Raw genomic sequence first — 26,352 nt, 5'->3', positions numbered from 1 at the left:
CTCGCAGGCCGAGGCTCGGATGGCTTGCTTCAGCTATATCGAGGGCTTCTACAATCCGCTGCGCCGGCACTCGGCGCTCGGCTACCGCTCGCCCGTCGTCTACGAGAATGAAACCCGCTCCGACCCGTTGCCCGAGACCCTGCTCAGCCAAGCCCCCTGAACCGTCCACAAAAACGGGGCAATCCCAGTATTGCGTCGCCGGCCAGCGATTCCTCCGGCTTGAGCTTGAGGGCCTCGCCCATGATGCCGGCACGGTCCCACCGTCCGCGCTGGCTTTACCTAGGCGGCGATCAGGCGGTCGATCGAGCCGTCGTCCACGCGCTCATCCGGGTGGAACGGGGTCGGTGCGGTCCGGAAGACGCCCTTAACGTCGGCGGCCAAGCGTATGAGATGGCCTCCTGGATGCTGGTGATCGTGTCGCTGCAGACGCGAATATTGGAACCGTCGAGGATAAGTTAGTCGCTTGCAAGGAACGCGACCCTCATCACGTAGCCGTCCTTCGGGATGACATGCGTGAGAGCTTGTCCCCATCAGCGGGCCACTCGGCAGGCATTCCTGCCAGAAGGAGCCTACTCATGGGCGCTTCAGCCACCGGCCCGAGCCCGGTTGGGCCCGGGGGGTGGCATCCTGTGTCACGATCTCGCCCCGGCGTAGCACCGTCGTGGGCCAACCGGTGACCGTCCGACCGGTATAGGGTGTGAAACCCGTTCGGTCGGTCACGAGGTCGTCCGTCAGCGTCACGGCGCGGGCCGGGTCCCAAACGACGAGGTCGGCATCCTGGCCGACGGCGATCGAACCCTTCGTCGTCAGGCCGTAGAGCCGCGCCGGCGCCGTCGCGGTGATGTCGACGAACTTTCGCAGCCCGAGGCGCCCCCTCGACACCATGGCATCGAACAGCAGCGGCATCCGGAATTGCAAGCCCGGCATGCCGTTCGCGATTTCCTTGAACGTCGTGGCCGGACCGGCCTTGAGCTTCCCGGTCTCGTCCATCCGGTAAGGCGCATGGTCGGACGAGACGATCTGGAGGTCGCCGAGATCCAGGGCGCGCCAGAGGGCCTCCTGGTCCCGCGTCTCGCGCACTGGCGGCGAGCACATCCACTTGGCCCCCTCGATCCCGGGCCTGTCGAGATCAGCGGCGGTGAGGAACAGGTATTGCGGGCAGGTCTCGGCCGTGACCTTGACCCCTTCGCCCCGGGCGCGGCGCAGGATGGCCGCGCCTTCAGCGGTTGAAACGTGGAAGACCATCACGGGCTGGTCGAGGAACTCGGAGAAGCGCACGATGCGCTCGAACGCCTCGCTTTCCGACAACCGCGGATGGCTGTCGGCGTGGTACTTTGGGGCGACCTTGCCCTGGGCGATGAGGCGCTTGCCCATCCAGGCGATCATGCCGTGGTTCTCGGCATGCGTGCAAACGAGCGCTCCAGCCTCACGGGCAGTGCTCATCAGGTCGAGCATCTGCTCGTCGTGCAGCCGCAGCCGGTCGTAGGTCATGAAGGCTTTGAGCGAGGTGTGGCCCGCCTTCACCAAGGCGGGAATGTCCTGCTTGAGGACCTTGTCGGTGGGGTCGGCCACGATGAGGTGGAAGGCGTAGTCGATGACGGCGCCCCTCCGCGCGAGCGCCGCGTAATCCTCCACAACCTGCGCGAGATCCATGCCGACATGCTGGGCGGCGAAGGCGATCACCGAGGTCGTACCACCGAGGGCGGCCGAGGTCGTGGCGCTTTCCCAGGTGTCGGCGTTCAGCATGCCGTTGGCCGAAACCTGCTCGATATGGGCGTGGGCGTCGACGCCCCCCGGCAGGACGAGCTTGCCCGCAGCGTCGATCTCGGAGCGGCCCTGCGGAAGATTCGTGCCGAGGGCGGCGACCGTCTCGCCCCGCACGGCCACGTCGGCCTGAAATATGTCGGTCGCGGTCGCCACCGTGCCGCCGCGCAGTACGACGTCGTAGATCGGATCGCTCATTGTGCGGCTCTTGCTCGGAACTTGCTTCGGAGGACCGGCGCGCCGGTCCGGGGCGTGATGGGGAAGCAGCGATGACGGCGCAGCAGCGGATCGTGGTGATCAACCCCAATGCGAACGAGGCGGTCACGCGGGGGCTCGAACACGCGCTCGCGCCGCTTTCCGCGCTGGGATGTCCGCAGATCGTGTGCCGGACGCTGACGGAGGGGCCATTCGGGATCGAAACCCAGGCGGATGTCGAGAGCGTCACGCTCCCGCTCAAGCGCTTCGTGGAGAGCGACGCCGAGGCCGCCGCCTTCGTCATCGCCTGCTACTCCGACCCGGGCCTCCACGTCTGCCGCGAGGCGACCGCGCGTCCGGTCTTCGGCATCGCGGAAGCCGGGGTGCTGACGGCGCTCGCCCGGGCCGACCGCTTCGGCGTTATCGCGATCCGCACCCGCTCGATCCCCCGGCACATGCGCTACCTGCGCCAGATGGGTCTCACCGAACGGCTCGCGGGCGAGCGGGCGCTGGAGATGTCGGTGGCTGAGACTGCCTCCGGCGAGGGCACCCTCGCAAGCATGATCACGGTCGGGCGTGAGCTGCGTGATGGGGACGGCGCCGGGGCCATCGTCCTGGGTTGCGCGGGCATGGCTGCTCATCGCAGGCCGCTCGAGGACGAACTGGGGATCCCCGTGATTGACCCAACGCAGGCCGCTGTCGCGATGGCCTACGGCGCCCTGGTCTTCCACTAGGCTGGCATCCTCGCCCACAGCTTCAGGCATCGCGCGAGCGGAGCCAATCCGCGTAGCTCGGCCGCTCCAGCGCGAAGCGGTCGTCTTGCCGGGCGTAGCTGTCCCCGAACAGTCGGCCGACAGGATGGTAGGCCTCCGTGTCGATCCTCAGTCGCTCGCTGTCGAGAAGGCCTGGCCGGGCATGGAGGCGCAGCACCTCGCCAACAAGCAGTTCACGCTGAGGGCCGAAGGCGAGTGAGACCTCGCGCCGACATTCCAGGGCGAAGGGCGCTTGCGCGATGTGAGGCACGGGGATCTCGATGCCATCCTTCAAGGAGAGGCCGGCCACCTCGACCTCGCTCACATCGGACGGGAAGTCGATGGCGCAGACGTTCATCCCCTCGGCCATCGCCTCGTCCACGAGGTTGACGACAAACTGTCCGCTGCGGGTGATGTTGCGCGTCGTGTCCTTAAGGCTGTGATCGGGCTTGTGCTGAAGGCCGAGCACGATCAGGGCCGGGTCCTCCGAGAATACGTTGAAGAAGGAGTACGGCGCCGCATTAACGGTGCCGTCCGGTCCCAGCGTCGTCACGAGGGCAATGGGGCGCGGCACAATCGTCGCGCAGAGGAGCTTGTAGCGCTCGTACGGTGCGAGATCTGCAAAGCTGACGCTATCCATGGGTTCAGTCCGGGAGAACGACGCCCGTCTGGGCGGTGATGCGGCCGTAATGTTCAACGCGACGGTGGCGGGCGAAGTCGAAGATCGTCTCCTTGCCGAAGCGTGTTTCGTCGAGGTCACAGGAATGGACGATGATCCCGTCCGCCTCGCCCACGAGTTCGGCGACGATGAACCCATTCGGATCGACGATCAGCGTGCCACCGGTGAGATGATGGCCGTCCTCGTCCCCCGCCTTTGCGACCGCCACCACCCAGGTGGCGTTTTGGTAGGCGCCGGCTTGGCAGGACAGACGATGGTGGAACAGCCGCTGCTCCAATCCCTCGCCGCCACGCTGCGAATTCACCGAGGGGGTGTTGAACCCGAGCGTTACCATCTCGACGCCCTGCAATCCCATGACGCGGTAAGTCTCCGGCCAACGCCGGTCGTTGCAGATGCACATGCCCAGAATGCCGCCGAGCGCCCGCCAGACCGGGAAGCCGAGATCGCCCGGCTCGAAGTAGCGCTTCTCGAGGTGCTGGTGAGTGCGCCCCGGGTCGTAATCGACGTGTCCCGGCAGATGGATCTTGCGGTACTTCCCGACGATCGCGCCCGATTTGTCGACAAGGATCGAGGTGTTGAAGTGTTGGCCCTCCGGCGTGAGCTCGGCGTAGCCGAACGTCATGGCCATGCCGTGCGTCCTGGCGCGGGCGAACAGCGGCGCCGACGCCGCGCTCGGCATAGTTGCCTCGAACCAGGCATCCGCGTCGCGGCGGTCCTCGAGGTACCAGCGCGGGAAGAAGGTGGTGAGCACCAGTTCCGGGTAGACGATGAAGTCGGCGCCCTCAGCCTTAGCCGCGTCCATCAGGGCGATCATGCGCGCGATGACGCTCGCGCGATCTTCGCTCCTCTGGATGGGACCGAGCTGGGCGGCGGCCGTGCGGATCACGCGCATGGAGGTTCCTTTCGTCGTGTGTCGTGCCGCCGCCTCACGCCCGGAGCGGCGGGCGGGGCGTGGTCGGCATCAGGCGGTCGCGGCGAGGGGCGCCCCCGGATCAAAATGTGGGATCGCGGCCAGCAGCTCGCGGGCGTAGGCGGATTGTGGGCGGGCGAAGAGCGTCTCGCTCGCCCCTTCCTCCACCACCCGCCCGTTCTGCAGCACGATCGTGCGCTCGCACATCATGCGGACCACGTTCAGGTCGTGGCTCACGAACAGGAAGGCGAGGTCGTCCTCCCGGCGCAGAAGGTCAAGGAGGTGCAGGATCATGGCTTGGACCGAAACGTCGAGCGCGGCCGTCGGCTCGTCCAGGATGAGGAATCGCGGCCGGACGGCGATCGCCCGGGCGATGCCGATCCTGGCCTTCTGGCCGCCCGAGAGCTGGTGGGGGAACCGGTCGATGAGATCGGGTCCGAGGCCCGAGCGCTCGGCGCTCTCCATCACCCGCGCGCGGAGCGCCGCACCGCGCAGGCCGGTCAATCGTTTGAGGGGCTGCGCGATACTGTCGAAGGCGGAGAAGCGCGGATTGAGGCTGTCGTTCGGATCCTGGAAGACGATCTGGATGGCGCGACGAAGCTCCGAGCGGTGGAAGTCGCGGGCCGGGACGTCGCCGATCGACTGGCCGTCGAACAGGATCGTGCCCTCGCTTGGGTCGATCAGGCGGCAGATCAAGCGCGAGGTCGTGCTCTTGCCGGACCCGGACTCGCCAACGAGGCCGAGGCTCTCACCCGGCCGCATCCTCAGGGAGATGCCGTCGACCGCGGCCGCGTTGCCGTAGCGCTTGACGAGGTCCTGCACCTCGAGGAGGAGCGCGGTGCCGCGCGGTGGCGCGGGGTGGGGAGCGGCGGGGATGCCGGAGCCCGCCGGCCGCGTCTCGCCCACGAGGTCGGCGAGCGTCGAGTTCGGCGTCGGCGAGGCCGCGACCAGCCGTTTCGTGTAGGCGTGCTGCGGATGCGCGAAGAGCCGACCCGGCGCGGCTTCCTCCACGAGGCGGCCGCGTTCCATCACAACGACGCGCCCGCAATACTTCGCGGCGAGGCCGAGGTCGTGAGTGATCAGGATCATCGCCATGCCCCGCTCGGCGGCGATGCGAGCCAGCAGATCCATCACGGTCTTCTGCGTCGTGACGTCGAGGCCGGTCGTCGGCTCGTCGGCGATGAGGAGCGCCGGTTCGCAGGCGACCGCGAGGGCGATCATAACTCGCTGGCACATGCCGCCGGAGAGTTCGTGCGGATAGGCGTCGAGCCGCCGCTCGGGGTCCCGGATCAGCACGGCCTTGAGAAGGTCGAGCGCCCGGGCTCGGGCGGCGGCGGCCGAGAGGTCGCGGTGCGCCCGCAGGGCATCGGCGAGTTGCAGCCCGACCGTGCGGATCGGGTTCAGCGCCGCGCGGGGGTTCTGGAAGATCATCGAGATCGCCGCGCCGTGCAGCGCCTGCATCTCCTTGCCCGAGAGACGGGATACGTCCTGGCCCTTGAACAGGATGCGCCCGCCCGCGATGCGCCCGGCTCGGTCGAGGAGCCGCGTTGTTGCGAAGGCCGTGACCGACTTGCCCGATCCGCTCTCCCCCACGATGCCCAGCGTCTGGCCGGCCCCGACGGTGAGGTCGATCCCTCGGAGCGCCTCGATCGGCCCGGCGCGGGTGGCGAAGGTGACGCTGAGATTCTCGATCCGTAGGAGGGGGCTCACGTGCGCTGCCTCGGATCGAGGATGTCGCGCAGCCCGTCACCCATCAGGTTGAAGCACAGCACGGACAGCATCAGGGCGAGCCCGGGGAAGGCCACTAGCCACCATTTGCCCGTCGTGATGAAGCGCGCCCCCTCGGCGACGAGGATGCCCCATTCTGGGGTCGGCGGCCGGACGCCCAGCCCGATGAAGGACAGGCCGGCGGCGTTGAGGATAGCCCAGCCGAGGTTCAGCGAGATCTGCACCGCCATCGCCGGCAGGATGTTCGGCAGCAAGTAGCGCAGCACCACGGAGGCGTGGCTCTCGCCTCCGGCGCGGGCGGCCTCCACCCAGCCGAGATCGCGCCGGATGTTCACCTCGGCCCGGGCGAAGCGGATGTAGAACGGGAGATTGATGATGGCGGTCGCGACGACGATGTTCTCGACCCGGTTTCCCAGCGCGGCCACCATCGCCATTGCCAGCACGAAGAGCGGGAAGGCCATCAGCACGTCCACGAGGCGACCGACCGCCCGGTCGAGCTTGCCCCCGGCATAACCGCAGAAGCTGCCGATCACGGCCCCGACCACGAAGGAGAGGCCGACGGCCGAGAGCGCGATGGCGAGGTCGAGGCGCGTCGCGGCGATGATGCGGGAGAGGAGATCTCGGCCGAGCTGGTCCGTGCCGGCCCAATGCGCCGCGCTCGGCGGCTGCAGGGCGATTGGGACGTCGGAGGCGATCGGGTCGTAGGGGGTGAGCCAGGGGCTGAACAGGGCGACGAGGCATAGGGCCAGGGCGCCGGCCGAGGCAAGCGCGGTGAGCGGATTGCGGCGCAGGACCCAGGCAAGATGGCCGAGCATGGCGCGGGACGGGGCCGTGACGGCGAGGGTCCTCATGAGATCGACACCCGCGGATCGGCCAAGCCGTAGAGGAGATCGACGACGAGGTTTACGGCGACGAAGATCACGGCCATCAGGAGGACGAAACCCTGCACGGGTGCGTAGTCCGAGGAGAGCAGCGCATCGAGGGCGTAGGAGGCGACGCCGGGCCAGGAAAAAACCTTCTCCACCAGCACGTTGGCGCCCAGCATCGTCGAGAAGACGATGCCTGCTATGGTGAGCACCGGCAGGATCGCGTTGCGCAGCGCGTAGGTCACGACGATCTGGGTCCGCGAGAGACCGAGGGAGCGCGCGGTGCGGATGAAGTCGCTGCCGAGTACAGCGAGCATCGAGGCGCGGGTGATGCGCGCGAGGGGGGCTATGACGAAGAGGGCCATCGTAACCGCCGGCAGGACTAGCTGCGCGGCGGCGGCGCGCCAGCCCTCCCAATCGCCCGTCAGCGCGAAATCAATGAGTAGGAAACCGGTGATGCCGGGGGGCGCGGCCGCGAACACGTCAAGGCGACCCGTCGGGTCCGGCGCGAAGCCCAGGAGATAGTAGAACACGTAGATCAGCAGCAGCCCCGAGACGAAGGTCGGCACGCAGACCCCGAGCGAGCACAGCAGGCGCACGCCGTGGTCAACCGCCGATCCCGGTCTGAGCGCCGCCAGGATGCCGAGCGGGATCGACAGCGTGAGCGCGATGAGCAGCGCCGCGAAGGTCAGTTCGAGGGAGGCCGGCAGGCGCTCGCGCAGATCCTTCATCACCGGCTGGCCCGTTGTCATGGAGCGTCCGAGCTGTCCGGTTCCGACATCACCGAGATAGCGCAGGAGCTGCTCGGGGATCGGACGGTCGAGGCCCATCTGCTTGCGCACGGCCTCGATCTCCGCCTGCCCGGCATTGGGCCCGGAGGCGAAGAACACGGCGGGATCCCCCGGCAGCACCCGCATCAGGAGGAAGGTGAAGACGAGCACGCCGATGAGGGCCGGCGCGGACGACAGAAGCCGGCGTGCCGCCCGCCCCGTGGTCGCGCCGAGGGAGGTCCGCATTATCGCGGCGCCCCGGACACGCCGCGAGAATCACGCGTGAGAGAGAATCGCCGGTACGCTACGGCCATCCTCCTACTCCCGGCTCAGATCGCGGTAATCGACCTGGCGGTGGAACTGGTAGACGTAGCCCTTGATCGAGGACTGCATCACCGCGTCTTGGTTCGGCTGCCAGATCGGGATCTGCGGCATCTCGGCGAAGTGGATCGCGTTCAGTTCGCGGGCCTCCGCGTCGTACTTCGCCTTGTCCTGCTCGAAGCGCGCCGTGTTGGCGATGCGCTCAATGTCGGGGTTCATGATCGAGGAATAGTTCCAGCGCTGGTTGCCAGTGTAGAAATTGCGAAAGAAATAGTCGGTCGACGGCAGCCACGCGACGATGCCATCGGTGAAGAACGGGACCTTCTTGTCGCTGATCAATGTCGACATCTGCGCGTCGGGCAGCTTCCGGATCTCGACCTTGATGCCGATCTTGGCGAGAGCCTCGCGGATGAGCGCCGACACCGGCTCGGCCGTCGCGGCTTGGCCGACACTGAAGCTGAACGTGGTCTCGAAGCCGTTCGGAAGGCCCGCCGCTGCGAGGTGCTTCTTAGCCTCAGCCAGATCGAGATGGACTGGCTGCGGGATCGGGAAGCCTGCGCTCGGTGGCCTTCCGTCGGGCCAATTCCCACCAAAAAGGGGCGTTCCGCGTCCGAACAGAGCGGCCTTGAACATGTCGTTGTAGGGCAGCGCGGAGGCGATGGCCCTGCGCACCTCGACGTTGTCGAAGGGCGGCATCGTGTTGTTGAAGGAGACCAGCGTCACGGCATTGAACTGCGGGGTGGAGACCACCTTGAGCTTGCCCCGGCTCTGAAGCGCGGCCGCGTCGTTCGCCTGGAGGTCGATGACGATGTCGGCGTCGCCACGCTCGACGAGGTTCGCCCGTGTGGCGGCATCGGGGATCGACTGGACGATCAGCCGCTTGAAGGCGGCGGGCTTGTCCGGTGCGCCGCCCGTCCACGCCTCGTTGCGGCGCAGGGACACCTGCTCGCCGGGCCGGAAGGTCTCGACCGTGTAGGCGCCGCTGCCAGCCGTGTTCGCTTTAAGCCATTCCTGCGCCCAGGGGTCCTGCTCCGTCGCGTGGCTCCTGGCGACCTTCGCGTTGAAGATCACGGGGTAGACCGTCGCGAGGTTCGGCAGCGCCAGCCGGTCGGGCTTCGGCAGGGTCAGCACGAAGGTAAGCGGATCGACCACCCTGAACTGGTCGGGGCTCGTCAATGAGCCCGTAAGGAGTTGCGGCGCGGCGAGCGATTTCGCCGAGACCGCGCGGTCGAGTGACCACTTCACGTCCTCGGCGGTGAGGGGCGTGCCGTCCTGGAACTTGGCGTCGGGGCGCAGGTGGAAGGTGATCGTGAGGCCGTCGGGCGAGACGTCGTAGCTCTTCGCGAGTTCGCCTCGCACGGTGTCGAGATCAAAGACCCAGTTGTCGCCGAGCTTCTTCCGGCCGAAGGCGACAAGGCGGTCGTAGGTGGCGAGGCTGACGGCGAAGGCCTCGCGGGTTGTGCCCGGCATGGTGGGGTCGAGGGTGTTGACGCTGGCGCCTGTCACGTAGCGCAGGGTCTCAGTGCGACTCTGGGCGAGGGCCGGCGCGGCAAAGCCGACCGTGAGCGTGAGGGCGCCGGCGGCGACCTTATGGTAGGCGCGCGCTCTCATGGTTCCTGGCTCCGAGTGATCCGGTCGGGAAAGCAGGCCTGTCCAGGCCGGACGGTCGCGTCGCCGGCAAACGTGGCAAGTCCCGTTCCAGGTCCGGTAGGCATGCGCAGGATGGCCTGCGGGACGTCGTAAGCCTGGAAGGCGGCCCAGTGCCCCTTGATGTCGTCCCGGAAGAGCCCGCGCGTGATCCCCGCCACAAGTTTCGGGACTGCCGTCGTCATCGCATTGATTGAGGCGCCGGAGGGCCCGAAGCTCATCGTCGAGGCGATCCCGAAGAGATGGATGTCTCGGATCCAGGGCGTTGCGCCGGCGTCGCGCTCGGTGAGGGCATAGTCGTCCGCGAGGTAGGGGAACGAGGCGGCATGCGCGTTCGCCTCCTCCTCTGGAGGGGTGTATCGATCGGCCCAGGTGGCGATGTTGTGGGCCAGGTGACGCAATTCTGGCCGCGCCGAGAAATCCATGACGATGCCCGTCGCCGCGATGACGAAATCCACGGTGACATGGCCGTTCGGTGTGTGGAGGGCGACCCGGTCGCCTGCTTGGCGGGCCTCCAGCACCGGTGCGCCCTCGTGCAGGTGGAAGCCGGCATGGCTGGCGCAGCGGTCGTAGGTCGGCTGCGGGAAGCCCTCCCGCATCGCGAGGATGGTCGCCATGAAGCGCCAGCGCCACGCATCGTCGAGTTCGGAGAGGTGGCGCAGGAAGCCCGTGAAGGTGAGCCAGCGGTAGGGCTGAACGGTCTGCGGGACCGCCCGGCGGCAGAGGAGATGCACCCTCGCCCCGGCCTCAAGGGCGGTCGCCGCGTTGTCGAAGGCCGATGCGCCGGCCCCCACAACCGCGACGGTTTTGCCCGCGAGGGCCGTGAAATCGATTGGATCGGCCGTGGTTGCCCTGAAATGCACGGGGAGGCCCTCGAGGGCGGGAAGGCTGGCCCAGCGCCCCATCCCCTCCTGCCCCGTCGCCAGCACGACCTTGCGGGCATACCGCGTCTCGGAGGCACCCGGCGAAAGGGTCTCGACCGCGAGCAGCCCCCCACCGGCCGGCCCGATGGCCGTGACCTCGATGTTGTTGGACACGGGAAGTGCGGTCACCCCCCGAAACCAGACGAGGTATTCGGCCCAGAGCGCTTTCGGGATCAGACCGAGCGCCTCCCAACTCGCCCGCCCGAACCGGGCCTCGTGCCAGGATTGATAGGTCAGGCTCGGGACGCCGAGATCGGGGCCGGTGAATTCCTTCGGGCTGCGCAGCGTGTGCATGCGCGCGTAGGTCGTCCATGGACCCTCGCTGCCGGCCCGGGCGCGATCGAGCACGAGGATGTTGGCCACGCCCGACCGCATCAGGCCGAAGGCAATGGCCAACCCGGACTGCCCGGCCCCGACGACCACGACGTCGTACGCTTGGCGTCCATCCGGGCCGGTGCGCGGCGTCAGCCAGGGCGTGCTGGGATGGGCGGTGCGCGCGAGGTTGTCGCCGACTGCGGCGGTGAGCGCGTCGAGACCGATGCCGTCGAAAGAAGCATTCATGCGGCGAGCCATCCGCCATCGACTGCGAGCGTCGTCCCGGTGGTGAAGCCTGCTGCCTCGCCGGCAAGGAACAGGACGGCCTCCGCGACCTCCTCGGGCCGGCCGAACCGATTTAGGCCGTGGCGGGCCCGGGAGCGCTGCTCGGCCAGGGTTGGATCGGGCTGACGGGCGAACCCGCGCCGCAGCATCGGCGTCTCGATCGCACCGGGTACGATCGCATTCACCCGGATGCCGTCTTCGGCGTAGTCGAGCGCCATCGTGCGCGTCAGGCTAAGGATGGCCCCCTTCGCCGCGATGTAGGCGCTGTTGCCGCGTCCGCCCGCGAGGGCAAGCTGAGAGGCGAACGCGACGATTGCGCCCCCGCCCTGGCGCTGCATCGCCGGGATCACAGCCCGGCTCCAGAGCCACGTCCCACCCACGTTGGCGTTGAACACTGCGTCCCAATTGGCAGGATCGGTGGTGGTGACGGTGCCGCCGCATGAGAAACCCGCCGCCGCCACCAGGATGTCTATGCGGCCGAAACGCGCCAGCACCGCCGCCGCGTCCCGGAGCGCAGCATCTCCATCGCCGACGTCGGCGATCCGCACCATCGCTTCGCCGGCCTCGGACTCGATCGTGGCGAGGCTCGTCGCGGCGGCCTGTTCGTCGCGATCGATGAGGGCGATCCGGGCACCCTCGCGAGCGAAGAGCCGTGCGGTGGCAGCGCCAATGCCGGACCCGCCGCCCGTGACCACCGCGACCTTGCCTGCGAGCCTCATGGACCGTCCACCGTGCTTCCGTGCCGCCGCCACCAGCCGACGAAATGGTCCGCCGAATCCTGCATTCCGAACCTCGCCACCCAGCCGAGCTCGTCCCGCATCCGGTCCGTCGAGAGCGGAGCGCGGTCGACCGGCGCGTGCAGGTGGATCGTGGGCGTCTCACCGGGCTCGGCGAGGCGGCACACGAAGTCCGGATCGAGCGCACCGAGGCGTCGGCCCCAGTCCAGGGCGGGCCAGCGGTCCGGTGTCGAGACGTTGAACAAGCGGGAGGCCGGGCGCGGGGCCGCGATCAGCCGGATCACCGCCTCGGCGACGTCGGGGGCATAGATCCAGTCGCGCCAGCCGAAGCGAGCGAGCAGTGCCGGGCGGCCGGTCCCCAGGAGGCTTGCCATCTGCCGTTGCGGGCTCAGGGTGTCGCGCGCCTGGGTGGCGAGCTCCCAGGGGCCGAACACGGAACTCAGACGGACATTGACGTGGTCGATCCCCCAGAGACCGGCGAGCCGCGTGCCGACGCGCTCGGTGGCGTATTTCGAGATGGCGTAGAGACCGATCGGATCGACGCCGGTCTCCTCCGTTAGCACTGGCTCGCGCTCGCCGACACCGCCATGAACGATGCCGGAGCTGAGGTTGACGATCCTGCCCGTGCCGACATCCCGGGCGCGCTCCAGGATGGGGATCTGCGCCATCAGGTTGACGGAGAGGATCGTCTCCGGGTCGGCGGCATCACGGGTGGCATCCGCCGTGATGGCGCTTCCGAGGACGATCGCGTCGAGACCCGGCCGGATCGTCTCGGTCACGGCGGCACGGTCTATTACGTCGCCCGTGATCGCCTCAAGCCGGCCGGGCAGCGCCGCGAAGACCCGCACCGCGGTGGAGGGCATGGGCGAGCGGTCGAAGGCGATCACCTCGTGCCCTTGGTCCAGCAGGGCCTCGACGATGTTGAGGCCGATGAAGCCGGCTCCGCCGAAGACGAGAACCCTCACGCCTGCGCTCCTTCGATCGGCACGAGGCGTGTCACGCGGCTCGGATTGCCCTCGGCCAGGTACAGCCGGCCGCCCTCATCGCCCCAGATTCCGTGCGCGCCGTTGAGCACGGGGCGGCAGCGGCCCATCAGGGCGCCGTCGGGTGCAAGCCGCGTCAGGGTCGGGACGGCATCGACCACGTATAGGCGGTCCCCCACGTCGCCCCAGAGGGCGGCGGGTCGGACGAAGCCCGTCCATATCGTCAGTAGGGTGCCTTCGGGATCGAAGACCTGCAGGCGCCCGTTCTCGCGGTCGGCCACAACGACGCGGCCGTCGCGCATCACCCAGATCGCGTGCGGGTTGACGAACTCGCCCGGCCCCGTCCCCCAGCGCCCCCAGCGTGCGAGAGGCGCCCCGTCGGGGGCGAAGCGGTGGACCGAGGCTCCGGCATAGCCGTCCGAGACGTAGACCGTGCCGTCGGGGGCGACCGCGACGTCGGTCGGATGGTTGAAGGGCTCGAGCGGCCGGTTGCGCTCCCCGAGCCGAGATCGCACTTCACCGTCGAGCGTCGCGACGATCACCTGATGGGCGTCGCGATCGACAATGTAGAGACGATCGCCATACGCCGCGATAAGATGCGCGTCGGCGATCACGTCGGCTCCCCACGCGGCGAGGGGCGCTCCCGTCACGCCGTCGAGCGTCAGAACCCGGGGACCGCGCGTGTCGTGCAGCGGATCCTCCCGCAGCAGGACGTGCACGCCGCGTCGGCTGTGAGCGACCCCCGTGACGCGCCCGGCGCCCTCCTGCCAACGGCCGAACGGACGCTCGACTTGGTACCGTAATGAACCGAGTGCGACAACGAGGGTGTACGGCAAGAACGGGGTCCGAACGCTTCGCCTCCTACGCGGCGGCCGATCCGTTCATGCAACCCCTATTCCAGTCGGGCGGGAGGCCCCGAGCGAGCGGAGGTCATCGGTCCGAGCCGGAGAGATAGACAGGCGTGAGATTCTGGTTCCAGCTCTGGACCTGGACGAAGCCTTTCACGCGCGGGCTCATCGCCCGGGGGTTGACGTCATAGGTGACCATGACGAATGGCGCGTCATCGACGAACTTCTCGTGGATCTTCCCCATCACCTCGACCTGCCGCAGGTAGCACCGGAAATTACCTTAGTTGTTCGGCTACCGATGAGCATGCCCAACTCGGGTCGGGTGAAGCTCGTCAGTTTTCCCCGCCGAACTTCTCCAAAGCGGACATACTGCTTCCAGCCAGACTATGCAGCACCGGATCGTTAAATCCTGCAAAACCGGCTGTTCGGCTCTACGCTCATCCCAGCCATTTCCCTCGCGGCCTGCTCGGTCCCGCCGCTCGATCTGATCACGGGCTGGCGGGTGTGCGTGTAACCGAGCTACGCGGATTTCCGCTCAAGATAGGCATGAACGATGTTGGGCAGATTGCTCCCGAGCCAATCGCCCATCTCCTGCTCCTCCCTCATTGACTGTTCGAGCGTCGACTTGTCGTCGCCGGCGCCAGCCGCTTCGGCAAGTGTGAGCAACACCTTGTAAGAACTGATCTCGTAGGCCTTGAAGCCGATAGCCGCGAGGACGTTCTTCAATACCTCGTCGCCTGCGCCGGCATGAGTGAACCCCGCCACCGTGGCGACCGCGCCCGTAACCGCCTCCTTGAGCAACGATTTCTTCGATCCGTGCTTTTCAAGGAGATCGTCGAGCCGCGCAGCCTGCGTGACCGACCGTTCATGGTCAGCCTTCATCTTTAGATGCAGCTCTGGGTACGCCTCCATTCGAGGCAGCTCGTTCTGGATTGTGCCGATCGCTTGGGTCTCAACCGCGTGCTGGTTGCGCAGCCCATTCAGGTAGGTGTCCATCGCCCGCTTTAAGTTGCTCATACCTTCATCCTTGTCTGAACGAAAAAGGGTTGGTGCAGGCTCAACAATTGTCGGCGCCGGGCTTTACGGGCTGCCCTTCAGGGGCCTTTTTCGAACCGTCATTTTTCGTCGCCGCGCCGACGTTATTCATCGCGCCAACCGTGCCTGGAGACTCGCTTTTGGCGCCGGGGGTCACCTTGGCAGTCGTACCGCCATCGACATTCGAGGTGGCGTCTTTACCGGTAGCCGCATTTGTCGTCGTGCCGACATTGCAAGGCGCTGCAACAGCAAGGCTTGCTGATAGCATGAGCAACGTGGCGGCGGCTGCGATTTTTAGGGATTTGGACATTCGTAATCCAGAATCTCAAGCTTGAGGAAAGGGGATTCACTGATCGTTGTTCCGGGTACCCCCGTGTGACAACTGCTCGCGTAGAGAACTCATATCTCTTCCGCTTCAATCTCTGTAACCTTCGCGACGAGGGGGAAAGCGCGACGCAACATCTAGCGAGAGTTCTGGACCATCGCCTTGGGGGTCAGGCCGGAGGCGAGCGGCAGCGCCAGAGCGCATAGCGCCGCCATGGCCCAGAACGCGCCGGCTCCGAACGCGCCGTAGAGGAAGCCGGCCGTCGCGGTCAGGACGGCTGAGGCCACGCCGAGACCCAGCGTGCCGTAGAGTGTCTGCGCGGTTGCCGCGAGGCGCTCTGGGACGACCGAGGCGATCAGGCGCATGTTGGCGAGGTGCAACAGCGCGAAGGTCAGCCCGTGCAGCGGCTGAACGAACGCCAGCACAGGGATCGCAGCCGTGGTCGCCATGGCCGACCACCGTAGCACGCCAAGCCCAGCAGCCATCAGCGTGGCTCGCGCGACGCCTAGGCGCGCCAGCAGCCAGGGACCGGCGAATACGAACACGAGCACCTCGGATGCGACCGCCTCCGACCAGAGCAGGCTGATCGTGCCGGGTCCGATGCCCGCCTCGCGCCAGCGGATCACCGCGAAGCTGTCGTTCAGGGCATGGCTGCCGATGACCAGGGCCGCCACAAGGAGCATCCGGCGGAACGACGCCGAGGCGAGAAGCTCGCGGATGCCACCGAGGCCGAGGCTCGGCCGCTCCTCCTGTGGATGGGCAGCTGGAACGCGGCTCGTTGCGACCGCCATAGCGAGGAACAGGATGCCGCTCGACACGATGATGCTCGTCAAGCCGGCTTTGGCGACAAGCAGGCCGGATACTAGGGTTCCGAGCACGAAGGCCGCCGAGCCGGCACCCCGGACCCAGCCGTAGGAGAACGTGCCCTCCCGCTCGGCGGCGGTGAGCGCGAGCGCGTCAGCAAGCGGCGCTAGAGCCGCGATAGCGCTCGCGTGCAGCACGCTGACCGCCAGCAACGGCCAGAAGCCATATCCTGTGAGGTAGACGAAGGAGATTAGCCCAGCCGCGGCCGCGGCAACACCGAGTACGGCCCGGGTCGCGTCGTAGCGGTCGGCGAGGTGACCCGCGACGGGTGCCGCGGCGAGGCGCATCAACGTGCCCGCCGCGAGCACGGCACCGATCTCCCCCGGTATCAGGCCGCGCTCGCCGAGGAAGCTCGGAAGGAACGGCGATTCCGTCCCATAGGCGGCGTAGAGCGAGCCCTGAAGCAGCACGAAGGCAGGGAAGGAGCTCGTCAGGACGCTAGCCCAGGCCTTCGCTCCCGTTCGCACAATCATGCTGCATGCTCCGAGCCGTCACACCGGCTCGGCAGACGCCTCGCTAGTGTGCCCCGGGGGAGCGCTCGTGCCCAGGAGGCGGCGGCCTACCGTCCACACGGCCAAGCCGATGCCCGCGACGGCTGCCAGGGAAAAGAATGAGGCCGCGAAGCCGAAGTACTGCGCGACGAGGCCGGCGAGCAACGGGCTCACGGTCGCGCCCGCACCGTAGGCGGTCATGACGCCGCCAAGGCCGGCTGTGGCGTGACCGGAGCCCTCCATCATCTCGGCCACGAGAGCCGGAATAGCAACGCCGCCCAGGCCCATCGCCAAGCCTTCCAGCACCTGCACCGGGATGACCAGCAGCCAGGAAGTAGCGAACGCCGCGAGGATGCCGCGAACCACGACAAGCCCCAGGGCGATGGTGAGTACACCGGCGTGCCCACGCCCCTTCGCGACGCGCGCGGCGAGCAGCGCAGCCCCAACCATCGTGACCTGCGAGACGACGGTCATCACGCCGGTGGTCAGGCTCGGATCGGCGCCCGCCGCGGTGCGTGCCTGCGCCAGGAACGGCAACATGGCGCCGTTGGCGGTTTGATATGCGAACACGGTAGCCACCAGGATCAGGAGCGGCTTCGTCTCGAAAAGCACGCGCAGCGTCGATCGCTCGTCGTGCTCACCGCCGCGCGCCGTGCCATGGTCGATGCTGCTCTGGTCTACGGTCAGCAGCACCCCACACGAGGCGACCGCCATGACCACAATGGCGATGGAGACGTAGCCGAGCCCAAGCGTGTAGCCGAGCACGCCCGACAATGCGGCGTTCGCGGCGTTGCCGGCGTGGTTGTACGCTTCGTTGCGCGAGACCCGGTGGCCGTAAGCTTTCTGCCCGACGATGCCGAGCGTGATCGCCGCGACGAGGGGCGCGATGCTGGTGTCGGCGACACCGATGACCAACTGCGACAGGCCGATCAGCCATAGGCTGTCGGTGGCGATCAGGGCGACGGCGCCCAGTGCGATGGCAAGGACGGCGGCGGCAAGGGCCGCCCGCTTGTACGTGATTCGGTCGATCAGCGCCCCGACCGGCGTTGTTGCGAGCAGACCCGCGAAGCCGGCGAGACCCATGGCGAAGCCAGTGGCGGCCGGGTCGAAGCCCTGCTTCTGCAGATACACGCCGAGGAAGGGCCCAAAACCTTCGCGTGCGCCGGCTAGGGCGAAATTTAGAGCACCGAGGCTGAAAGCTGGCTGCATGTGGTCCGTGTCAGGTGCGGCAACGTCGCCGGATGAAAACTGGCTCGGCGCCAGAACAGGAGTGCCGCGCGGCAGGTTTGCGTGGTGCCGGCGCATAACCCGGCTCGCCGGAGATATTCGTGCTAACCGAGCAAGAAGCTGTGGTTTCACTTGTCGATCAAGGAATGCCGAACCAGGCCCTCAGAGCGGTGGTCGCCGTTCCAGTCTTCAATGAAGCCGAACGCATCGGACATTGCCTGCGCGCTCTCGACGGGCAGGAAGATCTTGGAGGAAGCGGGCTTGGCGTCCTGCTGTTCCTGAACAACTGCACGGATGGCACCGCCCATGTGGTCGCAGCCCTGCGCACGTCGCTGCGTCGCCCGGTTCGAATGATTGAGCGAGCGTATGCCGAGGCGAATGCGGGATGGGCACGGCGGGAGGCCATGGAGGCCGCGGCCGCGTGGTTGGAGGAGAGCGGTACGCCGGACGGCGTCATCCTCACGACCGACGCGGATAGTCGGGTCCCGAACGATTGGGTCGCCCGCAACCTCGCCGCCATCACGGAGGGTGTCGATGCCGTGGCCGGCCGGATTGCCCTCGACGAGGCGGATGCCGCGCGCCTACCCGCATCCTTGCACGCGCGCGGTGCGCTGGAGGGCGCCTACGAGGCGCTGCTCACGGAGCTCGAAGCACGGATCAATCCGGTCGCGCACGATCCCTGGCCGCGGCACTGGACGACCTCGGGCGCGACCCTCGCCGTCCGCTTAGCCATCTATCGGCAGGTCGGCGGCATGCCGCCGCTCGCGGTCGGCGAGGACAAGGCCTTCGTCTCCTCCCTGCTGTCGAGCGATGCGCGGGTCCGTCACGACCCAGAAATCCTCGTGGTGACTTCCGGACGGCTCGATGGGCGCGCGCCCGGCGGGGCTGCCGACACGATGAAGCTGCGCTGCGAGGTGCCCGAGAGCCCGTGCGATCCGCGCCTGGAGCCGCTGCCGCGGGCTTTGTTCCGGTTCGCCTGGCGTCGCCGGATGAGTCAGTTACGGGCCTCGGGACGCCTCGGTCGCACGGCGCTCTGGGCCCCATGGCTCGGCATCCGGAGAGATGTGGCGGCGACGATTGCTGACCTCGCCACGCTGGGCGCCGTTCTCGCTGCGACGGAAGCGGCAAGCCCCATGCTCATATATCGCCCGCTGCGGCCTGCCGAACTCCCCCGACAGATCCGGCGCGCCCGCGCCGTCCTGAACCTGCTCCGCTCCGGGCGCCAGGTCTTCAGCCGCTTGCACATGTCGAAGTCTGTGGCGGTGGAGGGCGCCGCCCAATCTTCGGCGGAGCGGGCGGGCCATGCCTAAGCCCCTGGTCTACCGCGTCCAGAACCACGCTGCACGCCGGTTGCATCATGACTTCCGGCTGGAGATCGGCGTTGCTCTGAAGGGTTGGGCGATCACGCGCGGCTCGAGCCTCGTCGCGGGCGAACACCGCCTCAACGTCGCGGTCGAGGACCTTGTCCTGGACTATATTGATTTTGAGGGTGTGATCGCAATGGGCTACCACGGGGCCGTCCTCATGCTGCTCTGGGACCGTGCGACCGGGGAGCCGGACGGCGACTGCGCCGCAGCCCTCGCAACGGGGTCGGCTGCCTTAACCCTGCAGGGGGAAAAGCTAATCGGCCGCTGGCGTCTTGAGCGCATGAAATCTCGGCTCTGCGAGGAGCATGTTTCCTGGTTGCTGGTAAAATCGCACGACGCCGCACGCGAGCGGGGCGATCTTGATATCTTGGAGGAGCAGCCGCGCTCGGTCCTGACCGGCCGCACGGTCAAGGACATCGCCGCGACTGCGGCCTGATGGGAGGAAGGCGCATGGACCAGATCACCCCAGCAACCCTGGCCTACGACCCCGTCGCGGCCGCCAGGCAGGTGGCTAACACCGCGACCGGGCGCGCATGTGAACAGGACCGAGACGAAGGCTTCCCGGTCGAGGACATCGCCGACCTCGCCCGCCTGGGCCTGCTCGCCGCGCCGATACCTTCCGACGACGGTGGCGTCGGCCTGGGCGAGGAACCGGGCACGTGCCAGCTCGCGGCGGTGCTGCGCCTCGTCGGTTACGGCAGCCTTGCGCTCGGGCGGCTCTACGAGGGACACGTCAATGCGCTCCAGCTCGTCGCCCGGTACGGCGATGCCGGCCAGCGCGCGCGGCTCTTCACCGACGCCCTTGACGGCCACCTGTTTGGCGTCTGGAACACGGACTCGCCCGGCGATTGCCTACGACTGGGGGAAGATCGCCGGCTTCGCGGCGTGAAGACCTTCGCGTCAGGCGCCGGCTTCGTCACCCGCGCCCTGGTGACAGTCAAGCGCGAGCCCGGCGCCTTGCCGTTAATGCTGGTCGTGCCGCTGGAGGTCGGCAGTCGCGCTGATCTCTCGGGATGGCATGCCCACGGCATGCGTGCGTCCGCGACCGGCACCGTCGACTTCGAGGACATCGCCGTGAGCGATGACGAGATCCTGGGCGGGTGGGACGACTACCACCGCCAGCCGACCTTCTCGGGCGGCGCGTGGCGGTTCGCAGCGGTGCAGCTCGGTGGCATCGAGGCGGTGTTCGACGCTTGGCGAGGGCACCTCTCCGCGACGGGCCGCAGCGGCGACCCACACCAGCTCGCGCGCCTCGGCGAGGGGGCCATCGCGGTCGAGGGCGCCCGGCATTGGGTCGAGCGTGCCGCTTTGATCGTCGCCGAGGACGAACTTGCGCCCGAGCGCATCGTCGCCTTCGTCAACCTAGCCCGGCTCGCGGTGGAGAAAGCCGGTCTCGACGTTCTGCAACTCGCTCAACGCTCGGTCGGCCTGCAAGGCTTCCTGCGCGAACATCCCCTCGAGCGGCTCTCGCGCGACCTCGCCACCTACCTGCGGCAACCCGCGCCGGACCGGGCCCTCACCACGGCGGCGGCCGAGATCCTGACGGCCGATGGAACGGCCAGTGACCTGTTCACGCCGGGAGGCATCCTTTGACCCGATACGCCGGCACGTTGCCACCCAGCTATTTCGACGAACGTTACGCCGCCGACCCAGACCCCTGGCAGTTCCAGACAAGCGACTATGAGCGCGGGAAGTACGCCGCTACGCTCGCCGCCCTTCCGCGGGACCGCTACGTCAGCGTCCTAGAGATCGGCTGCTCCATCGGCGTACTTACGCGGCAGCTCGCTAGTCGGTGCGACGCGCTCGTTAGTCTTGATCTCACCGAGCTGGCGCTCGCACAAGCGCGAGTGCGCTGCCGCGACCTCGACCACGTTCGCTTCGAACTCGCGCAGGTCCCCGGCCAATGGCCGGCAGGCTCGTTCGACCTGATCCTGCTCTCGGAGGTCGTATACTACCTCGACGCGGATGACGTGGCGCGTTTGGTTGAGCGTGTGCGCGGCAGCCTCGTCGATGGCGGGGACATCGTGTTGGTGCATTGGACCGGTGAGACGCACTACCCACTTACTGGCGACGAGGCGGCGGATAGCTTCATCGAAGGAGTGGCCAATTTCCTGCCGGTCACTCATCGCGAGCGAGCTGAAAAGTACAGGCTCGACGTCCTTCATCGCTGAATGAGAACATGTGATCCGCCCTGCCCCCTGGAAGGAAACCAAACGGCCGAGAATACCCCAAACCGAATTTGCCGGACGGCCGACCAATGACCGCTTATGGGAAGCGCTCATGCCGATTCAGGCGGCCGGGTTGGGTCGACAGCGGAATGATCGCTCGGGGTGGTTTTCCGCCGGTCTGCTTCCGGGCGGCAACGCATGAAAGCGGACGTCTCCCCGCGCTCGCTCGTGACCCTTTGCGGCCGAAACCTGTCCGAGCGATAACGAGCACTGCGTTCGGAGACCGTGGCATGTCCTTCCTGTCACATATTCATGTGGGCGTGTCGGATCTGCAGAGAGCTCATGACTTCTACGGGCCGCTGCTACGTGAGCTGGGCCTCCAAATCCGCAACATCGAACTGGCGGACGGATGGATTGCTTGGAAGCCCAGGGATGCTGAGCGCCCCTTGTTCATCGTCGGCTGGCCCTGGAACAAGCAGCACCCCGACCCAGGCAACGGGCCTATGACGGCGTTCTTGGCGCAGTCACGTGGAATGGTTGACCGCTGCCATGCCTTGGCGCTGGCTAACGGAGGGGAGGACGAGGGACGGCCTGGGCTTCGGTCGAACTATCACCCGAACTACTACGGAGCCTACTTCCGCGATCCGGACGGCAACAAGTTATGTGTGGTCTGCCATGAGCCGGGCTGAAAAGTCATTGTTGGTTTTGACGCGATCCTTCTCCGCCCTTGACCGCTTCCGCCAGACCATGACCTCATCCGCATCATGGAACCGCTTGCAAATCCGGCCGAACGCGCTCGCTCCTCCGGCTCCGGTCACCCACCGGAAAGCGGCTTTGCGGCTCTGACGCCAGAACTGGACGTCAGCGACCTTGATGCGAGCTTGCGGTTCTGGTGCGACCTGCTCGGCTTCAGGATCGCTTTTGATCGACCGGCTGCGCGCTTCGCCTACATAGAACGGGGCGGCGCTCAAATCATGCTTTGTCAGCACAATGGTCGCTGGCTGACGGGTGCCCTGGATCGTCCCTACGGACGTGGGGTGAACTTTCAAATCATGGTCGACGGGCTAGGACCGATCCTTGCAGCGCTCGACCGCGCGCAGTGGCCGCTGTTCGAAGAGCCGAGGGAGGCTTGGTATCGGACAGGTCCGGTGGAGGGCGGCCAGCGGGAGTTCCTCGTTCAAGACCCTGACGGGTATCTGGTCCGCCTCGCCGAGCAAGTCGGACAGAGGCAACCGGAGTAGCACCCGTTGCACACCCCGAGCCGAAGTCGCTGGGCGGCTGACGAGCGACCGCTTCTGGGAAGCGCCCCAGGGCACTCCAAGCGGCCAGGTTGGGTCGACAGCGGAATAACCGCTCGGGGTGGATTTCCGCCGGTCCGCTCTCGAGCAGCAAACGCGCTGGAGCGGGCATTCCATTCCCACCCGCTCGCCACCCATTGCCGAACCGCGGGCTATGCGAAAAAATCAGGCTTCGGTTCTTCGAGGAATGCCATGCGCCACCTCATCTCGTCTGGCTCGTCATTCGAGCATGACATTGGCTACTCTAGAGCCGTCGTTGACGGCGAGTGGGTGTTCGTCTCCGGGACGACCGGGTTCGACTACGCCTCGATGACCATCGCCGACGACGTTGTGGTCCAGACCGAGCAGTGCTTGGCGAACATCGAGCAGGTGTTACGGGAGGCCGACGCGACCTTCGCCGACGTGGTGAGGGTGCGCTACATTCTACCATCAGCAGACGATTTCCCCGCCTGTTGGCCCGCTCTCCGGGGCGCGTTCGGGAAGGCGCGGCCAGCGGCCACAATGATCGAGGCTGGCCTGATAGACCGCAGGGTCAAGATCGAAATCGAGGTGACCGCGCGGCGGTCACGCTGATCGCTCCAAGTCGAGCTTGCCAGATAGCCGACGAATGGCCGCTTTCGGGAAGCGTGCATGGCGATCCAGACAGCCAATAAGGGTCGTGAGCGGAATGGCCGCGTATGGGCGAGGAGTGGGGCAATGCGGACATGTACGGACATGCACTCGCAGCGCTTACTGTAATCGGATTGAGATGGAGGGTTTGATCTGCGTTAGATTTCAATTTCGTTGCGGTGCCAATTGTATGATACCGATCGCTCCGAGATTAACATTTATCCGCAGAGGCCCTGTAGATCTCGTCGATAGCCGCGGCGAGCGCAGCATCGAACGCGTCGTCGCTTATGCCAGCCGTGAGCCCCTCCGTGAGAGCGCGTGAAAAGCTCGCGATCACGCCGTGGTTGCTGGCCAGCTTGGCGCAGGCTTCCTGACGCGAGTAGCCGCCCGACAGCGCCACCACCCGGACTACCCGCGGATGACGGGTCAACGGCGCGTAGAGGTCCGTTACGTCGGGCAGGGTGAGCTTCAGCATGACCCGCCGCCCTTCAGGAAGACCGTCGAGATGCCGTGCTAGCTCGGCGAGAAGGAGCGCCTCGGCGCCGCGCTTATTGGGGCACTTGATGGACACTTCCGGCTCGATGATCGGCATAAGATCATGCGAGGCAATCCGATCTGCGATCGCAAACTGCTGCTCCACGACCGCAGCGATGCCACGTTCGGACGAAGCATTAATGACCGAGCGCATCTTCGTGCCGTAGACGCCGAGCCGGATGGCGCGGTCGAGAAGCGTATCGAGACCCGGCATCGGCTTCATCAGGCTCACGCCGTTGTCCTCAGGAGCGAGCCCCTTGTCGACCTTGAGGAACGGCACGATCCCGCGTTCTTGCCAAAGGAAGGCCGGAACGGGCTTGCCGGCGGCACTGCCGTCCATCGTGCCCTCGAACAGAATCGCACCCAGCACCTTGGCGCCCGTGAAGGCGGGCGAGATCATGATGCGCACGCGCATCGCATGCATAAGGCCAAACATCTCGGCGTCGCTGGCGTAGGCGTCGTCAGGGATGCCGTAGAGGCGCAGCGCACCGGGCGTCGACCCGCCGCTCTGATCGAGCGCGGCGATAAAGCCGTCCGCTGCGACGCGATCTGCCATCTTGTCTGGGAACATGGTCCTCACCCCACGATGCAACGTGCTGCCACCTTTCCGTACGCGACTGTCTTGATCGCCAGCCCTGACCGAGCTCGTCAAGCTCTGCAGCCGGGATACTGAGCTCGGCCCGCGATGAAGTCTTCTCGTCGCAGCTACCGCGGGTGACTTCTTTGAGCCGCTGCTGCGCCGCGATTGAACGATCGTGGACTTGTCACAGCCGCTGAGAGACGGCTCGCAGGACGTCCTCGATTCAAGCGAACCGCGGGCGATGATGCCCATCAACGCCGCTTATTGCTCCACAAACCGACTTGATCGAGTCACGCGATCAGATCCTGAAGTGTCCGCTCACGGTCCACGGTGTCCACCGTTCCGGCCAAATGACAGCTGGATCTGGCCGCATGCCGAATGACTGCTTCTGATTGATGCCGCGCTGAATCGGACACGGTCGACCCGGCCATCGGTTTGAGAGTCCGTCCGAGAAGTCAGGCTGATCGGGCGAGGCGTCTGACGAGGATCATGACGGCTGCGGCGTAGAGGAAGGCTCGTGCGGAGGCGAGTGTCGCTTCCGGATCCTTCCAGAGGCGTCGGTTGCGGCTGATCCAGGCGAAGAACCTCTCAACGACCCACCGACGTGGATGAACTGCGAAGCCAACCTGATCCGGCGGCTTGCGCACGATCTCCACGGCGATAATCGTCGCGCTCGCTGGCTTGTCGCCGGCATAGCCGGCGTCGGCGAAGGCCTTGGTGATGAACGGGAAGGTCCGGCGCGACAGGCGCAGGACCGGACCGGCTCCGTCCCGGTCCTGCACGTCGGCAGGTTGCGGATCGAGGACGAGCGCACGCCCGTCCGTGTCGACCAGAGCTTGGCGCTTGCGGCCTTTGACCTTCTTGCCAGCGTCGTAGCCGCGCGGCCCGCCGCTCTCCATCGTTTTGACGGTCTGGCTGTCGAGCGCGGCTGCAGACGGCGAGGCTTCCCGCCCGACACGCTCGCGATCGGCCATGACGAGGTGATGGTTGATCCGGCCGAACAGCCCTGTGTCGCGCCAGCGGCTGAAGTAGCCGAACGTCGTCGAACGCGGCGGCAGATCCTTGGGGATCATCCGCCAGGAGATCCCACCTCTCAGAACGTAGAAGATGGCGTTCAGGACTTCCCGTGTCGTCCAGAGCGGAGGCCGGCCACAGGACGCTGGCCTCGGCATCAGCGGCGCGATCACAGCCCACTCGGCATCGGTGAGGTCAGTTTCATAGCGAAGGCCCGCGCGGCTATGCTGCCGCCGGGTGGTCGGGGTCCACATGGCGCTTCCAGGTTAGGCTTCAGCACCCTCCTGGAATCATCGCCATCCCGGCCACTCAACCCCGCCTCAGGCCCTTATCGGACGGGCTCTCAGGCTCGGACGCCGCCGGTCGCTGATCTGATCGAGCACAGGGCAAATACGGCTTGCAAATCTTGCCTTGCCCAACCCCGCTCGTCACCGTAAATTGTCCTGCCGATTCTTTGGCGAAGCCGAACACTTGGCTGGTTCCGAGACTCGTGTCCTGTCTAAGGGCCTTCGTTATAAAAAACGGCTCGAAAATCTGGTCGACGTCGGTGGCTGCAATCCCCGAACCCGTGCCCGCGATCGACACGGACACGAAGTCTCTCGGCACGGCTGCTTGGGCCCGTTGAGCCCGGATGCCGACCTAAGCGGCGGTCTGATGCTCGACTGGCTCCTGCGTATTCAGCTTTGGCTGGCGCCGAGAGAACAGCGAGATCAGCACCGGCACCACCACCAGGATCAGGTTCGGGGCCAGGATGATGCCGCCGACCACCACGAGCGCCAGCGGCTTCTGCACCTGCGAGCCGATGCCCGTGGACACCGCCGCCGGCAGAAGGCCGACGCAGGCGGCCACGCAGGTCATCATCACCGGCCGCATCCGCACGATCGCCGCGTGCCATACCGCCTCCTGCCGCGCCCAGCCGTCTTCCAAGAGCTGGTTGTAGTAGGCGAGCAGGATCACGCCCTCCATGGTCGAGATGCCGAACAGCGCGATGAACCCGATCGCCGCCGAGATCGAGAATGGCGTGCCGGTCAGCGCCAGGGCGAAGATGCCGCCGATCATCGCCATCGGGATCACCGAGAGCGTCAGCAGCATGTCCGCCACCGACGAGAAGTTGATG

General features: G+C 66.8%; 28 protein-coding genes. 9 read left to right on the top strand and 19 right to left on the bottom strand.

Features of this window, described 5'->3' with window-relative positions:
• Positions 1-160: IS3 family transposase (locus MKL11_RS15965; protein ID WP_409565866.1), on the top strand; the 160-nt coding region annotated here is incomplete at its 5' end.
• A gap of 413 nt (positions 161-573) precedes the next feature.
• Here MKL11_RS15965 and hydA read toward each other — a convergent pair.
• On the bottom strand, positions 574-1,962 hold the full coding sequence (gene hydA / locus MKL11_RS15960) for a dihydropyrimidinase (RefSeq protein WP_243945096.1): 1,389 nt from the start codon (positions 1,960-1,962) through the stop codon (positions 574-576).
• A gap of 71 nt (positions 1,963-2,033) precedes the next feature.
• Between hydA and MKL11_RS15955 the strand changes: the two genes are divergently transcribed.
• Positions 2,034-2,693 (top strand): aspartate/glutamate racemase family protein, encoded by a 660-nt coding sequence (locus MKL11_RS15955; RefSeq protein ID WP_243945095.1) that lies wholly within the window; start codon positions 2,034-2,036, stop codon positions 2,691-2,693.
• A 22-nt stretch (positions 2,694-2,715) separates the two neighbouring features.
• Here MKL11_RS15955 and MKL11_RS15950 read toward each other — a convergent pair whose 3' ends face one another.
• From MKL11_RS15950 to MKL11_RS15880, 15 genes are all read right to left on the bottom strand, one after another.
• On the bottom strand, positions 2,716-3,351 hold the full coding sequence (locus MKL11_RS15950; RefSeq protein WP_243945094.1) for a flavin reductase family protein: 636 nt from the start codon (positions 3,349-3,351) through the stop codon (positions 2,716-2,718).
• 4 nt (positions 3,352-3,355) lie between these two features.
• Positions 3,356-4,282 (bottom strand): N-carbamoyl-D-amino-acid hydrolase, encoded by a 927-nt coding sequence (locus MKL11_RS15945; RefSeq protein ID WP_243945093.1) that lies wholly within the window; start codon positions 4,280-4,282, stop codon positions 3,356-3,358.
• Positions 4,283-4,351: 69 nt separating this feature from the next.
• Positions 4,352-6,010 (bottom strand): nickel ABC transporter ATP-binding protein NikE, encoded by a 1,659-nt coding sequence (gene nikE / locus MKL11_RS15940; protein ID WP_243945092.1) that lies wholly within the window; start codon positions 6,008-6,010, stop codon positions 4,352-4,354.
• Positions 6,007-6,879: an ABC transporter permease gene (locus tag MKL11_RS15935; protein ID WP_243945091.1), complete on the bottom strand. Its 873-nt coding sequence runs from the start codon at positions 6,877-6,879 to the stop codon at positions 6,007-6,009. The genes nikE and MKL11_RS15935 overlap by 4 nt, the downstream gene beginning before the upstream one ends.
• A complete protein-coding gene (locus MKL11_RS15930) occupies positions 6,876-7,910 on the bottom strand; it encodes an ABC transporter permease (protein WP_243945090.1) in 1,035 nt (344 codons plus the stop codon). The genes MKL11_RS15935 and MKL11_RS15930 overlap by 4 nt, the downstream gene beginning before the upstream one ends.
• Before the next feature lie 72 nt (positions 7,911-7,982).
• Complete coding sequence (locus MKL11_RS15925) at positions 7,983-9,596, bottom strand: ABC transporter substrate-binding protein (protein WP_243945088.1); 1,614 nt, start codon at positions 9,594-9,596, stop codon at positions 7,983-7,985.
• Complete coding sequence (locus MKL11_RS15920; protein WP_243945087.1) at positions 9,593-11,116, bottom strand: NAD(P)-binding domain-containing protein; 1,524 nt, start codon at positions 11,114-11,116, stop codon at positions 9,593-9,595. Before MKL11_RS15920 ends, MKL11_RS15925 begins: the two co-directional genes overlap by 4 nt.
• On the bottom strand, positions 11,113-11,874 hold the full coding sequence (locus tag MKL11_RS15915; RefSeq protein WP_279600532.1) for an SDR family oxidoreductase: 762 nt from the start codon (positions 11,872-11,874) through the stop codon (positions 11,113-11,115). Before MKL11_RS15915 ends, MKL11_RS15920 begins: the two co-directional genes overlap by 4 nt.
• Positions 11,871-12,857, bottom strand: coding sequence for an NAD-dependent epimerase/dehydratase family protein (locus tag MKL11_RS15910; RefSeq protein WP_243945082.1), 987 nt, complete (start codon positions 12,855-12,857; stop codon positions 11,871-11,873). The genes MKL11_RS15915 and MKL11_RS15910 overlap by 4 nt, the downstream gene beginning before the upstream one ends.
• Positions 12,854-13,711: a hypothetical protein gene (locus MKL11_RS15905; RefSeq protein ID WP_243945080.1), complete on the bottom strand. Its 858-nt coding sequence runs from the start codon at positions 13,709-13,711 to the stop codon at positions 12,854-12,856. The genes MKL11_RS15910 and MKL11_RS15905 overlap by 4 nt, the downstream gene beginning before the upstream one ends.
• A gap of 94 nt (positions 13,712-13,805) precedes the next feature.
• The gene (locus MKL11_RS15900) at positions 13,806-13,967 is read right to left on the bottom strand and encodes a hypothetical protein (protein WP_243945079.1); all 162 of its coding nucleotides are present in this window, start codon (positions 13,965-13,967) and stop codon (positions 13,806-13,808) included.
• Positions 13,968-14,242: 275 nt separating this feature from the next.
• On the bottom strand, positions 14,243-14,740 hold the full coding sequence (locus tag MKL11_RS15895) for a DUF892 family protein (RefSeq protein WP_243945077.1): 498 nt from the start codon (positions 14,738-14,740) through the stop codon (positions 14,243-14,245).
• 40 nt (positions 14,741-14,780) lie between these two features.
• The gene (locus MKL11_RS15890; RefSeq protein ID WP_243945076.1) at positions 14,781-15,068 is read right to left on the bottom strand and encodes a hypothetical protein; all 288 of its coding nucleotides are present in this window, start codon (positions 15,066-15,068) and stop codon (positions 14,781-14,783) included.
• Between the two features lie 152 nt (positions 15,069-15,220).
• Positions 15,221-16,420, bottom strand: a complete 1,200-nt coding sequence (locus MKL11_RS15885; RefSeq protein WP_243945074.1) for an MFS transporter — start codon at positions 16,418-16,420, stop codon at positions 15,221-15,223.
• Positions 16,421-16,438: 18 nt separating this feature from the next.
• On the bottom strand, positions 16,439-17,743 hold the full coding sequence (locus MKL11_RS15880; RefSeq protein WP_243945072.1) for an MFS transporter: 1,305 nt from the start codon (positions 17,741-17,743) through the stop codon (positions 16,439-16,441).
• Positions 17,744-17,811: 68 nt separating this feature from the next.
• Here MKL11_RS15880 and MKL11_RS15875 point away from each other — a divergent pair, with 68 nt between their 5' ends.
• From MKL11_RS15875 to MKL11_RS15845, 7 genes are all read left to right on the top strand, one after another.
• The gene (locus MKL11_RS15875) at positions 17,812-18,975 is read left to right on the top strand and encodes a glycosyltransferase (RefSeq protein WP_243945071.1); all 1,164 of its coding nucleotides are present in this window, start codon (positions 17,812-17,814) and stop codon (positions 18,973-18,975) included.
• Complete coding sequence (locus MKL11_RS15870) at positions 18,968-19,468, top strand: DNA polymerase ligase N-terminal domain-containing protein (protein ID WP_243945070.1); 501 nt, start codon at positions 18,968-18,970, stop codon at positions 19,466-19,468. Before MKL11_RS15875 ends, MKL11_RS15870 begins: the two co-directional genes overlap by 8 nt.
• A gap of 14 nt (positions 19,469-19,482) precedes the next feature.
• Positions 19,483-20,625, top strand: a complete 1,143-nt coding sequence (locus MKL11_RS15865) for an acyl-CoA dehydrogenase family protein (RefSeq protein ID WP_243945068.1) — start codon at positions 19,483-19,485, stop codon at positions 20,623-20,625.
• Positions 20,622-21,203 carry a class I SAM-dependent DNA methyltransferase gene (locus MKL11_RS15860; protein WP_243945066.1) on the top strand — a complete coding sequence of 194 codons (582 nt, stop codon included), beginning with the start codon at positions 20,622-20,624 and terminating at the stop codon, positions 21,201-21,203. The genes MKL11_RS15865 and MKL11_RS15860 overlap by 4 nt, the downstream gene beginning before the upstream one ends.
• A 287-nt stretch (positions 21,204-21,490) precedes the next feature.
• Complete coding sequence (locus tag MKL11_RS15855) at positions 21,491-21,889, top strand: VOC family protein (RefSeq protein WP_243945064.1); 399 nt, start codon at positions 21,491-21,493, stop codon at positions 21,887-21,889.
• Between the two features lie 75 nt (positions 21,890-21,964).
• Complete coding sequence (locus tag MKL11_RS15850; protein ID WP_243945063.1) at positions 21,965-22,441, top strand: bleomycin resistance protein; 477 nt, start codon at positions 21,965-21,967, stop codon at positions 22,439-22,441.
• A gap of 249 nt (positions 22,442-22,690) precedes the next feature.
• Complete coding sequence (locus MKL11_RS15845) at positions 22,691-23,071, top strand: RidA family protein (RefSeq protein ID WP_243945061.1); 381 nt, start codon at positions 22,691-22,693, stop codon at positions 23,069-23,071.
• 247 nt (positions 23,072-23,318) lie between these two features.
• On the opposite strand, the gene MKL11_RS15840 is transcribed toward MKL11_RS15845, so the two are convergent.
• The 3 genes from MKL11_RS15840 to MKL11_RS15825 all read right to left on the bottom strand — a co-directional run.
• Entirely contained in the window at positions 23,319-24,212 is an 894-nt protein-coding gene (locus tag MKL11_RS15840) for a fructose bisphosphate aldolase (protein ID WP_243945059.1), read from the bottom strand.
• Between the two features lie 464 nt (positions 24,213-24,676).
• Positions 24,677-25,489 carry an IS5 family transposase gene (locus tag MKL11_RS15835; protein WP_243945057.1) on the bottom strand — a complete coding sequence of 271 codons (813 nt, stop codon included), beginning with the start codon at positions 25,487-25,489 and terminating at the stop codon, positions 24,677-24,679.
• Between the two features lie 385 nt (positions 25,490-25,874).
• Positions 25,875-26,352, bottom strand: a 478-nt coding sequence (locus MKL11_RS15825) for an efflux RND transporter permease subunit (RefSeq protein ID WP_243945055.1), incomplete at its 5' end; no start/stop codon positions are given.

It is taken from the genome of Methylobacterium sp. J-077 (genome assembly GCF_022829365.1).
Classification (GTDB): domain Bacteria; phylum Pseudomonadota; class Alphaproteobacteria; order Rhizobiales; family Beijerinckiaceae; genus Methylobacterium.
The sequence above is the reverse complement of the archived record's forward strand: the minus strand, read 5'-3'. Positions and strand labels throughout refer to the sequence as shown.